At 60.1% G+C, this 12086-nt stretch carries 10 protein-coding genes; 6 read left to right on the top strand and 4 right to left on the bottom strand.

The window, feature by feature from the left end; all coding sequences use genetic code 11:
* Positions 1–89: 89 nt before the first annotated feature.
* The gene (locus tag AC3A4H_RS06775) at positions 90–2888 is read right to left on the bottom strand and encodes a cation-translocating P-type ATPase (RefSeq protein WP_487766018.1); all 2799 of its coding nucleotides are present in this window, start codon (positions 2886–2888) and stop codon (positions 90–92) included.
* A 182-nt stretch (positions 2889–3070) separates the two neighbouring features.
* Entirely contained in the window at positions 3071–3634 is a 564-nt protein-coding gene (locus AC3A4H_RS06780; RefSeq protein ID WP_487766019.1) for a cytochrome b, read from the bottom strand.
* Here AC3A4H_RS06780 and AC3A4H_RS06785 point away from each other — a divergent pair.
* The 6 genes from AC3A4H_RS06785 (at position 3624) to AC3A4H_RS06810 (ending at position 10398) form a co-directional block, all read left to right on the top strand.
* A complete protein-coding gene (locus tag AC3A4H_RS06785; RefSeq protein ID WP_487766020.1) occupies positions 3624–3902 on the top strand; it encodes a hypothetical protein in 279 nt (92 codons plus the stop codon). The two genes, AC3A4H_RS06780 and AC3A4H_RS06785, sit on opposite strands and share 11 nt — an antisense overlap.
* 32 nt (positions 3903–3934) lie before the next feature.
* Positions 3935–4774 (top strand): universal stress protein, encoded by an 840-nt coding sequence (locus AC3A4H_RS06790; RefSeq protein ID WP_487766021.1) that lies wholly within the window; start codon positions 3935–3937, stop codon positions 4772–4774.
* 511 nt (positions 4775–5285) lie between these two features.
* Positions 5286–6035: an ABC transporter ATP-binding protein gene (locus AC3A4H_RS06795; protein ID WP_487766022.1), complete on the top strand. Its 750-nt coding sequence runs from the start codon at positions 5286–5288 to the stop codon at positions 6033–6035.
* Entirely contained in the window at positions 6029–8395 is a 2367-nt protein-coding gene (locus AC3A4H_RS06800; RefSeq protein WP_487766023.1) for an ABC transporter permease, read from the top strand. Before AC3A4H_RS06795 ends, AC3A4H_RS06800 begins: the two co-directional genes overlap by 7 nt.
* A gap of 2 nt (positions 8396–8397) precedes the next feature.
* A complete protein-coding gene (locus AC3A4H_RS06805) occupies positions 8398–9582 on the top strand; it encodes an efflux RND transporter periplasmic adaptor subunit (RefSeq protein ID WP_487766024.1) in 1185 nt (394 codons plus the stop codon).
* Between the two features lie 552 nt (positions 9583–10134).
* Positions 10135–10398, top strand: coding sequence for a hypothetical protein (locus AC3A4H_RS06810; RefSeq protein ID WP_487766025.1), 264 nt, complete (start codon positions 10135–10137; stop codon positions 10396–10398).
* A 199-nt stretch (positions 10399–10597) separates the two neighbouring features.
* Here AC3A4H_RS06810 and AC3A4H_RS06815 read toward each other — a convergent pair whose 3' ends face one another.
* The gene (locus AC3A4H_RS06815) at positions 10598–11638 is read right to left on the bottom strand and encodes a cytochrome-c peroxidase (RefSeq protein ID WP_487766026.1); all 1041 of its coding nucleotides are present in this window, start codon (positions 11636–11638) and stop codon (positions 10598–10600) included.
* A 67-nt stretch (positions 11639–11705) separates the two neighbouring features.
* Complete coding sequence (locus AC3A4H_RS06820; RefSeq protein WP_487766027.1) at positions 11706–12065, bottom strand: DUF938 domain-containing protein; 360 nt, start codon at positions 12063–12065, stop codon at positions 11706–11708.
* Positions 12066–12086 lie beyond the last annotated feature (21 nt).

The raw sequence follows: 12086 nt of genomic DNA on the forward strand, positions 1-12086 counted from the left end.
GGATCGCCAATCCCTCGGCCCACCGAGCCCGATCTTAATCCAACCGTTTGGTACCAACCATCGTCGAAGCCGCGCCGGGACGACGGTGCTCATTTCCGATAGCGGACAACGAGCTTCGAGAGTTCTCGCAGCCAGAGCACCGAACTTGCCACTGCCGTGCACACGAGCCAGTCTCTGCCGCTCAAGGGCACTGTCGCGAATGCCTCCTGCAAGAACGGCACGTACACCACGGCCACCTGAAGCCCAATGGAAAGACCAACCGCCATCCAGAGCCAACGGTTGACGAACGGGCTGGCAAACGCACTTTGCGTCTCGGAACGCGCGTTGAAGACGTTGAACATCTGGAACATCACCAAGGTCGTGAATGTCATCGTCTGCCCATATGCCAGCGAGCCGGTGCCCTCGAGCAGCCCTCCAGGCAGCGCGGCATCGAGGATGGCAAGGGAACCGAGGGCCATGATCGTCCCGACGAGAAGAATGTCGCGCCCCATCTCAACTGTGACAACGGCTGCATCCCGCGCCCGCGGAGGCACGTTCATGACGGTTGCAGCCGCAGGCTCCACCCCCAGAGCCAGAGCCGGCGCGCCGTCGGTCAACAGGTTGATCCACAGTATCTGCGTCGCCTGCAAGGGCAGTGAGAAGGTTCCGCTCGACGACAAGCCAATGACCGGCGCAAGCAGCACCCCGAAGAACATCGTCATTACCTCCCCCGCATTGGATGAGAGCAGGTAGAACAGGAATTTGCGGATGTTGGCGTAGATGGCGCGCCCATCCTCGACAGCGGCGACGATGGTCGAAAAATTGTCGTCGGCGAGCACCATGTCGGCCGCCTGCCTCGAGACGCTTGTTCCGCTGATGCCCATGGCCACGCCGATGTCGGCTGCTTTCAACGCAGGCGCGTCATTGACGCCGTCCCCGGTCACCGCCACGATCTTTCCGTTCCGCTGCAATGCCGTCACTATGCGGAGCTTGTGCTGGGGGCTGACACGGCCATAGACCGAGGCCCGAAGAACCGTCTCGGCCAACTCCTGGTCGGTCATGGCCTCGATATCTGCGCCGCTCAGCGCGCGCTTTTCATGTGCAATCCCCAGTTCGCCGGCGATGACGGCCGCGGTTGACGGGTGGTCACCGGTAATCATGATGACGCGAATGCCGGCAGCAAGCGCGCGGGCGACGGACTCCCTGACCCCGTCTCGCGGCGGGTCGATCATCCCTACCATACCCAGAAAGACCAGTTCGTGCTCGATGGCGTGGTCAATCCGTTGGGCGGCAACTGTCGGCAAGGTCCGGAACGCGACGCCCAGGGTTCGCAATGCCTTATGTGTCAGGTGCTCGTTGGCCGACAGAATGCCAGCCCTGCGCTCCGCTGTCAGAGGTCGAACCCCTTCGCCGACCAGTTCATATGCGCAGCGCTCGAGGACGACCTCCGGCGCGCCCTTGGTGAAGACGCGTAGCGCGTCTTGCCGCTCCCGATCCGTGTGGACCGTGCTCATCCGTTTCCGCTCCGAGGAAAACGGAACTTCACCTGCGCGCTCAAAACGGGCGTCAAGCTTACCAGCATCCACTCCGGCCTTGCGAGCGGCAACAAGAAGGGCGACCTCGGTCGGGTCGCCTCGCGCCGTCAGGCTCGCGCCTTGTTCCAGCAGAACGGCATTACTGGCGCGGTCGGCGGCAATGAGTGTCCGCATGAACTCCGCCCGCAATCGACCCGCGATCCGCCCTTCGATGCCACCGAGAGTTTCGCCCGTCGGATCGCAGCCGCAGTCGCCCAGGCTCACGTTGCCGCTCGCGGTCACAACTTGCCGGACCATCATTTCGTTGCGCGTCAGCGTCCCCGTCTTGTCACATGCGATGACATCGGCCGATCCGAGGGTCTCGACGGCTGCCATCCGTCTGACGATGGCGTTTCGCGCAGCCATGCGCTTGATGGCGATTGCAAGCACCAGGGTCACGACCGCAGGAAGCCCCTCGGGAACGGCGGCGACGGCGAGAGCTATTCCCAGGAACAGGATGTCGAAAATAGCTTCCAGGCCCGTGAGGCCCGTGACGAACAACAATGTCCCGGAAATCGCGACCGCAATGACCGCGACAATCACCCCGAGCAGGCGGCCGATCTGATCGATTTCCGCCTGCAGGGGAGTCGGCTGCTCCAGCGTCGTTTCGAGCAAATCGGCAATGCGGCCCATTTCGGTCTGCATGCCGGTTGCGGTTACAACTGCCCGGCCGCGACCATAGGTGACAACGGTACCGCTGAAGATCATGTTGCTGCGATCACCCAGCAGCACGTCGTCCGGGATCGCGGCGGTATCCTTCAAAACGGGAAAGCTCTCGCCGGTAAGCGCGGCCTCATTCATCTGCAGCGAGATCGACTTCGTCAGCCGCGCGTCGGCGGGTACGATGTCGCCTTCCTCGACAAACATGAGATCACCCGGCACAAGCTCCGATGCCAGCACGCTGCGCCTCTTGCCGTCGCGCAGGACATCCACATGAGCGGCGGTCATCGATTGCAGTGCCGACACCGCCTGTTCCGCACGGGCCTTCTGGACGTAACTCATGCTGACGTTGAAAAGCACAATCGCCAGGATGGCGAACGCCTCATACGGCAGGACAGCGTTGCGCTCCCAGGCCCACAGAGCCATCGAGATCGCGGCTGCGCCGACCAGCAGCGCAACCAGCGGATTGTTGAACTCCGCGAGAAATTTGCGCCAGGCAGGACGGGGCGTCTGCGCCTGCAACTCATTGCGGCCGCAATGTCTCAACCGAGAGGCGCTCTCGGCCTCGCTCAGGCCCCGTTCGGAATCGGAGCGGAGCTCAGCGACCACCGCCGGCGCGGTGTTCCTGTAGGGCGGCGGCCCGGCGAGGCCGAAACGCTCGCGGTCCGTACTCATTTTGCAATCAGCCTCCGTCTGCCGGGCTGCCTGCGACCCTGATGGATCGCGGCCCTACAGGCCGACATTGCCGCGGTGGCAGCCGACTTCACACCGGCATCGACGCGGCCTGATCCGGGCAAAATGCATTTCTCGAGTTCGACCGCTCAATGCCTCTGGACCGGAAGCACGCACGCGCGACATCAACGAGTTCGCCGCCCGTAAGCTCCCGGCAGCATTTGCTTCAAGACATCGTCCTTGCGAACGAAGTGATGCCAAAGTGCGGCCGCAGCGTGCATCGAGGCCAGAACAAGGATGATATTGGCAGCGAGTTCATGCGTTTCCTCGAAAAATTCGGCTGTTTCCCGGTTTGTGGGAAAAGGAGATGGCACCGTGAGGAGACCAAAGAAGGTTAACTGGTCGCCCCTGAACCAGGTTAGAAGAATTCCGAGCACTGTGATTGTGATCAGAAGCACGTACAGTAAAAAATGCATGAGGTGAGCGAGATTTCGCTCAAGTCCGCTCATCGCGAGAGGAAGTTTAGGCGCTCCCCGCCAAAGCCGAAGAGCGATCTGGATCGGGACAAGCACGAAGAGCAGCAGCCCGAAAGAGATGTGCAGCCACCATGCGGTGTCGCGCCAAGGATTGCCGCGGGCGAACAAATCCTCATTGTAGGAGAGGCCGTACAAGCCGATCACCAGAAAAAAGATCAGCCAGTGGAGGGCCTTCATGGATGGAGCATATGCACCTGCCTGCATGATCGCCATCGACACCACCAGGATTTCTTTGGACTTGATTGTTTTGATAACGCGGCTTCGCGCCAAGTCAGGAAAAACCGCGATGGGGAACTATTCCGACGGTGCGCGCCCATTTGCACGGGACATCTTCGCCATTTTCATCCGGACCATGCAATCAGGCGAGCAGCAAATGGGCGCGCGTACTTTTGTTCATCTGGGCATTCACTCGCGAAGTTTGAGGCAAATCAAGGCGGGACACGCGCAGCGGCAAATATGCTTCGCGCACACAGGTCGGTAAACCTCCAATCACCAGCACAGGAGTGGATCGTCTTGAAGTTGCAGGCCTTTGTTCCTCTTGTCACCTATCCAGACCCCAACTCGCCGGCGACTGCGGCAAACGCTGCAACGTTTGCTGCCCACATCGACGCAAAGCTGCATGCCATCGCGCTCAATGCCGACATTCCTGCCGTTTCCAATGTGCTTGCCCGTCTTCTGATGAACCTGCCCGATATGATCCGCGAAGCTGAAGAGTTGAGCCGCAGGCAGGGGAGACATCTGCTGGACGCTGTCCGAGAGAAGGCGCTGGTGATGGATGTCGAGGTCGCAACACAGGAGGTCGGAGCAGCCCTTGCCTTTTTTGGCGAAACCGCTGCCGGGCATGCGCGCTACCACGATCTGAGTTTGGTCGGATGGTCTCCCGGAAACCCGACCTCTCGGATGGTGGCGGAAGCCGTCATCTTCGGTTCTGGCCGCCCTGCAGTGTTGATGCCGGAAACCAGCACGGAAGCCATCAAGTTGGACCGCGTCGCGATCGCCTGGGATGGAAGCAGGGTCGCCGCCCGTGCCGCCGCGGATTCCTTTCCTTTCCTCCAACTGGCATCCAACATCCATGTTCTGACCGTGGGCGACGAGAAACCGCTGACGGAGGCGAATGCCGGCGCGCGGATGGCGGGGAGCCTGCGCGAGCGCGGCTTTCCGGCAGAAGCCGTCGCAGTGACCGGCCATGGGCGGCCAATTGCCGAAACGCTGCAAAGACAGGCAGTCGACATGGAGTGTGGCCTGCTTGTCATGGGTGGTTACGGGCATTCGCGCGTGCGCGACTTCGTCCTCGGCGGCGCGACCGAGGGCGTACTCAGCCACTTGACGATGCCGGTGCTTCTTTCCCACTGAGAGGCCCTCTCGATCGCCGCCATATTCAGGTGGATCGCCTATTAACAGCCCCCAAGGTGGCGCTTGAAACCGCCCTGCAATATCGGCCCAGGGGGTGCAGTGCCAAAATAGCTTGCTTCAATGGGCTAATCTCCGTGCCCCGGGGGTTGCGCTGACAGTCTAGATCGGCGGCAAGGTGCAGCCTGACGGTGGAGTAGCTTCTTTTCGCCCACGCGAACGGCATGTCCGTCTCATCGGCTGGCATGAAGGATAGTCACCGCCGAAACCTGCCGTCTCACCTGGGTAGGCGGGCTCCTTGTTACAGGAGCGGTATTTGCAGAATGCGAAGTGTCGTTGCATCGAGCAGCAGTCCAGCCGCTTACACCAGGTCACGAAGTGGAGGAACCCGCGATCATGTTTTCACTCAGCATGTGTTCGCGACGTCAATTTCGCTGGTCTGTTGGTGGCGAAGGGTGTCAGGATGCCCTCGGCGACCCCGCCCAACTGCTTTTAGTAGGGGTGTAAATCCGGAGTGGGAAACCCAGCGCATCCCGAGTCCGAGAAGTCTGAGCCTACTTCTGCACCTGTGTTCGTGGCGCGTGGGCTGACTAAGATCTACGGCTCAGGCGACTCCCGCGTTGTTGCCTTGAAAGACGTTGATCTGGAAATCCGGGAAGGAGAATTTATCGTCCTCCTCGGGCCATCCGGTTCGGGTAAGTCGACATTGCTCAATATCCTTGGCGGTTTGGACGCCCCAACGTCTGGTATGGCGACTTGGCGCGACCACGAACTGACCGGAGCTGCTGATTCCGAGCTCACGGCATACAGACGTGAGCACGTTGGTTTCGTGTTCCAGTTCTACAATCTAATAGCGAGTCTCACCGTTGAGGAAAACGTGCGGCTGGTGGCACAGATTGCCAGCAACCCGATGCAGCCGGCTGTGGCGCTCGAGCTTGTTGGACTGTCGCATCGTGCGCGTCACTTCCCTTCCCAATTGTCTGGCGGCGAACAGCAGCGCGTCGCGGTCGCACGGGCAATTGTTAAGCGGCCGGACATATTGCTCTGCGATGAGCCGACAGGAGCACTCGACGTAGAGACCGGACGGCTTGTTCTTGCAGCGATCGCCAAGGTCAACGCCGAGTTCGGGACAACAACCGTCGTAATCACACATAACTCTGCAATAGCGGGAATGGCTGATCGGGTGTTGCGGTTAAGTGGGGGACGTATCGTCCGGGAGGAACTGAATTCCAAGCGTATCCGGGCCCAGGAGGTCACGTGGTAGCGGTCCTGGATATCAAGCTGGTGCGCGATCTTTGGGTGATGCGACTACAAGTCCTCAGCATCGTTGTGCTGATCGCGGCCGGGGTGGCCGTATTCGTGATGTCACTTTCGAATTACTTCGCGTTGGTCACCGCGATGGACATGCACTATCGCAATGAGCGTTTCGCGGATCTTTTTGCTGGCGTGACGCGAGCCCCTCTCAACATTGCAGACCGTCTGCGTGAGATCGACGGCATCGGGTTGGTGGAACCGCGCGTGGCGAAAACGGTTCGCGTCATTCGCGACGACACGAACCTACCGATCTCGGGACGCGTGATCTCGCTGCCATCCTCGGGGCAGCCTCTGCTAAATCGGCTGTACATCCTGGAAGGACGCTTGCCCGATCCACTGCACCGAGAGGATGTCGTCATCAGCGCTGCCTATGCTGTTGCGCGTTCGGTGCGGCCGGGGGACAGCATCGATGTGGTTCTCAATGGCCGTCTGCAAGAGTTCCGCGTCGTGGGCACCGCACTGTCGCCTGAGTTCGTGTTCGCCACGCGTGCTGCCCTGCCGCTCCCAGATGACCGAAACTTCGTCGTGCTCTGGGCCAGTGAAGAGGCGGTAGCGAGCGCCTTTGACATGCAGGGTGCGTTCAACGACGTGGTGATGACGCTTGCGCCCGGTGCAAGCAAAACAAGCGTCATAGACAAGATCGATCGATTGTTGGCACCCTACGGCGGCACGGGTGCTTACGACCGCAATGATCAGCCTTCACATCGATTCCTCGCGGATGAACTGGCCGAGCAAGAGACTCTTAGCATTGTCATGCCGTCTCTGTTCTTCGGTGTCGCGGCGTTTCTGCTCAACGTCGTCATTGCCAGGATAGTCGAGACCCAACGAGGACAGATAGCTTCATTGAAGGCACTTGGCTTTACCAACCTCTCTATTGCGTTCCACTATTTCAAGCTGGTGACAGTGATTGCATTGCTGGGCTCCGCACTCGGTGTTGCCCTTGGGCGTTGGCTCGCCATCCTTGTCGTCGAGAGCTATCGCACCTTCTTCCGATTTCCTTTGCTTGAAATCCAACTTGAGCCGTGGCTCCTGGCCGCTGCGACCCTCGTCAGTATAGGCGCAGGTAATTTAGCCGCCGCATCCACAGTGTACCGCATCGTAACTCTTCCTCCTGCAGAGGCCATGCGGGCTGAAATGCCGGGTGCGCACCTGCCAATCTGGGGGCTACAGGTAGTCAAAACTGGACGTATCTCGATGCTTGCCATCATCGCGGTGCGCACTGTGCTTTCGCGGCCATTCAGAACGTTATTGACGACCCTTGGGCTCGCGCTGGCTCTTCCCCTCATTCTGTTCGGGCTCTACTGGTTTGACGCAATCGACTATATGGTCGACGTCAGTTTCGGGCGCATCGAGCGTGGCGATGCATTCCTTGCCTTTACAGAACCGGTCTCAACGGACGCACTCAATGAATTGCAGGCAATACCTGGCGTGTTGAAGGCGGAACTCCAGCGTGTTGTGCAAATGAAACTACGTTCAGGGTATCGCACGTACCGCACTTCGCTGCTCGGGGTCGATCCGGGGTCGGAACTCAAGGTCCTGAGAGACCCGTCGCTACGCGCGATACCCGTTCCGCTAGACGGTGTCGTGGTCAGTCGACAGCTCGCGAAACTGCTGCATCTGGGCATTGGGGACAATGTCACCCTTGAAATTCTGGAATCCGGTCGGCCGATCCGCGAAGTGCGAGTCCGGGGAATCTCCGACGATATCCTCGGCCTTTCGGTTATGATGGAACGTACTGCGCTCAATCGCTTGATGGCGGAGAGCCCTGTAGCGAATGCCGCAACCCTGAGGATCGACCCTACTCAACTCGACAAAATCTTAAAGCTGATCGAGTTGATGCCTAAGGTAGAGGCAAGTTCCGTTAAGATGCTTTGGATCACGCTGTTCAACAACACAATCGCTGGAATTGTGCTGGTGGGGGCGGTAATCCTCGCCACCTTTGGCATGCTGATCGCCATTGGCGTCGTCTACAATAGTGCTCGCATCGCGTTGCAGGAGCAAGTCTGGGAACTTGCTAGCCTCCGCATCCTCGGCTTCACTCGGGGCGAGGTTGCGACGGTATTGGTTAGCGCCCTGAGCTTTCAGGTCATTGTTGCCGTGCCCGCAGGCCTTCTGATGGGAAAAGGTTTAATCGAACTGATCGCATCGGCAACCGGGAGCAAATCGTTCCAAATACCGGCTGTGATAGATCCGAGTAGCTACGCGACGGCTTCGTTGCTCGTGGTTGCCGCGGCGGTAGCCAGTTTCATTATGATCCGCGACAGGATTGACCGGCTCGACCTGGTGGCCGTGATGAAGAGCCGAGACTGATCATGATGAACCGCACGGTTCTGATTGTGATCGCGTTGCTGGTGCTCGCGGCCCTCGGCCTACACTGGTTGCTTTCGCCCCAGCCGATTCTCGTTGAGACAGCCACCGTCGAGAAAACGCTGTTTCAGGACACCATCGAAGAAGATGGCCGAACACGCGTGCGGGACCGATACATCGTCTCGGCTCCTTTGTCGGGACGTATGCAGAGAATGACGCTGAAGCCTGGAGATGTTGTGCAGACTGGAGAGAAGCTGACGATCATCACGCCATCTGTCTCCCCACTGCTCGATCCCCGAGTGCGGCGCGAACTGGAGGCGCAGGTCGGCGCGGCTGATGCCACCGTCGAAGAGTCGGCTTCGCTACTGGAACAGGCAAAAGTGCAGCTCGCTCAAGCGCGCGCCGATCTTGATCGCACAAAGCAGCTTGCAAAACATTCCTTCGCGCCCGCTGCACAGCTGCAACGGGAGGAGTTCCTTGTCCAATCGGCTCAACGGAGTGTCATTGCCGCGGAACGCCGTTGGCATGCTGCACTCCATATTCTGGAGCATGCCCGTGCGGCGTTAACGAGCACCACAGACGCAAAACCTAGCGAAAGCTTTCCAGTGTTCTCGCCAATCGATGGCCGAGTTCTCAGAGTGATGCAAGAAAGCGAGAGCGTGGTGTCGGCGGCCGCTCCCCTGGTCGAATTGGGCGATCTCTCCGACCTCGAAATCGTCGTCGACGTGTTGACCACTGACGCTGCGCGCATTCGGGCCGGCGACAGGGTTTCGATAGAGCGCTGGGGTGGCGGGGCCGATCTCGAGGGGGCAGTTCGGCGCGTCGAGCCATCCGGCTTTACCAAGCTCTCCGCGTTAGGTGTAGAAGAACAAAGGATCTGGGTCATCATAGACATAACTTCGCCGCCCGAAGCATGGAACAGTTTGGGTGACGGATATCGGGTCGAGGCCAAGATCTTGGTCGGAGAGACTGATCAGGCGACTGTACTGCCGATCGGTGCCCTATTCCGCCAAGGTGAAGCCTGGCATGTGTTTGTTGTAGAGAACGGCCACGCGAAGCTGCGAAAAGTAGAAGTTCGGCAACTGTCACCGAGGGCTGCTGAAATTGCTAAAGGTGTGGGTCCCGGTGAGATGGTCGTCGTTTATCCAACACTCAACTTGACTGATGGAAGCAAGGTCCGGTTCAGGTAGGCTTTTCGCACTTGGGCGATCTTCAATAGTAACCGCGTGTGAACACATTTGGCCGTCTCGACGCTACTTACGCGTTCGAACGGACACGACGGCAGCCGCCCTAAGCGGGGATCTTCCAGACCCAACAGATGCACACACGGCACCCACGGTTTCCATGACTGGCCGACCGCCAACGGTTAGTGGAGCGATCGGCCCTGATGTATCCGCCGCTCCTCCATGCCCCTTCCCCTCAACGAGCCCGTTAGTCAGCGCCCGGCCGAAATGGTGGCGGTTACCGAATGGCTGCTACCCGCACGGGAGGGTCCGAAAGCGGACTGTCTGCAAACGGGGCCCGAGCCTGCGAGGCGGCAATGCTCGACGATATCGGCCATGAGGTAAGCTCTGCCCGAAGCTGGCCGCTTCGCCTGGTTGCTCCCGGCTCTCAATCCCTGTCCTTCATTCAGACGTTCATCGCCAGTGTCGCAAAAGTTTGATTGCCCGCGGCCCGTTGTTCGAGGAACCTCCGCTTCGGGACACAGTTGCTCATCCACACTTCTGGGAAGGGAGGCTGAGATGAAAGTCGTTTTTTTAGCAGCTGCCGCCGTGGTCATGTCTTTGTCCGCTACAGCATTTGCCCAGGACGATTACGGCGTCACCCTGGATCCGGACGGGATTCATGTGCAGCGTGACAGGCGCGATTACCGCGATGAGCGCTATGAGGACGGCTACCACCGTCATCATAGGCACGGGTGCCACACGGAGATAACCCGCGAACGGCGACATGGCCATATGGTCACCCGCAAAGTCACCGTCTGCGACGAAGGCTATCGCGATTGAAATTTGGCATTGCGACCACCCCCGCTCCAGAACGCCAGGCTTTTGATTGCTGTTGCTCAACGTCCTTCAGTAGCGCGACGACCTCTCGCGCCTGTCGCGGCGGGTAAGCCGCGCGCGTCTTTGCGGCTCGCCGGATGGCTAGTGCCTGCTCGTCTGGTTCGGTGCCGGCAAGGCTTTGCGCCGCATGTCGGCCATAACGTCACGGCTTTGGCCGTGGCGTGGTGGCGACGCTGGGGGGCAGGATCGGGTAGGTCACCTGCGGCTGATCGCCCGTCAGCGCCTGCAGGAACGCTGTGATCCTGTCGATCTCCTGGTCCGTCAGCTCGGCCCCGAGTTGGCTCGTGCCCATGACCGCCACCGCCTGGCGCAGGTCCCAGCTCTCGCCGCTATGGAAATAGGGCGGCGTCAGGGCGATGTTGCGCAGGGTCGGCACCTTGAACACATACTCATCGCTCACCGTTCTGGTGACCATCAGGCGGCCCTTGTCCTGCGGCGGGAGGATATCGGCGCCGGGCTTCTGGACCACACCGAAGGGGGCGTACATGCCACCTCCGATGTTGACGCCGTTGTGGCAGGAGGAACAGCCCTTTTCCATGAACAGCCGCAGCCCCTCGGTCTGCTCGGCAGTCATGGCCTTGTCATCACCATTGAGCCAGCGATCGAAGGGTGCGTTGGGGGTGATCAGCGTCGCCTCAAAGGCCGCGATGGCGTCCCGCACATGGGCGAACGTGATTGGATCCTGTTGGCCGGGAAAGGCCTTCCGGAACGGGTCCGCGTAGCCGGGAATGCCTTTCAGCTGCTGGACCGTATGCTCCTCCGTGGTCGCCATTTCGATCGGGTTCACGAGCGGGCCGCCAGCTTGCGCGCGCAGGTCCTCTGCGCGTCCGTCCCAGAACTGCGCGGTGTTGAACACGGAGTTGAGCACCGTCGGCGCATTGCGCCCGCCGCGCTGCCAGCGATGGCCGATGGAGGTCTTTTGAAGGTCCACCCCGCCCATGCCGACGATGTGGCAAGAGTTGCAGCTGATGGCGTGGCTCTCGGAGAGGCGCGGCTCAAAATAGAGCATCTTGCCGAGTTCGACCCGCTCCGGCGTGATCTCGATGCCTTCCACCGGCGGCGGCGTCAGCGGCAGGGGTTGGAACACCGACTTGGCGGAATTGCGAAGATCGCTTTGCGCGACCGCGGCAGCGACGATGCCAACTGATGCGACGGCAACAAGCACACACGTCCTCACGTTCATGGCAGTCCTCTCCCACTGTGGCTCCTAGTCATCATGCCAAGGCTGCGGGAAGTCTCATTGACCAGGCTCAATTCGGAATAGAAGGGGTAGCGAACTTGCCCGCAGCCTGGGATCGACGCGACGCCCTGTTCTCCTCCCCCGCCGGTTCGCATCGCGGAGATCGAATATTCGGCAGCGTCTCCACCGCCATCCACTGCCTAATCGATTGGAGGGACGGCTCGTCGCGTTCACTGGGCTGCCATATGAGGCCCGGCATCTCACGGGCAAAATGAACGACATGTTGCCCTGTTCCGCTGCCGACCTCGAGCACGGTGCCATGATCGGGCAGCACGCGTTTCAGGATGTCGGCGATGGGACCCTTGTTGCGTTCAGCCGACGGGCTGACAGGGCGTGTATCAGGAGAAACCTCGAGTTCTTCGTTTCGCAAATCGCTTTCCTGCCTCTGCTA

Source organism: Pseudaminobacter sp. Soil_N_29 (genome assembly GCF_057656055.1).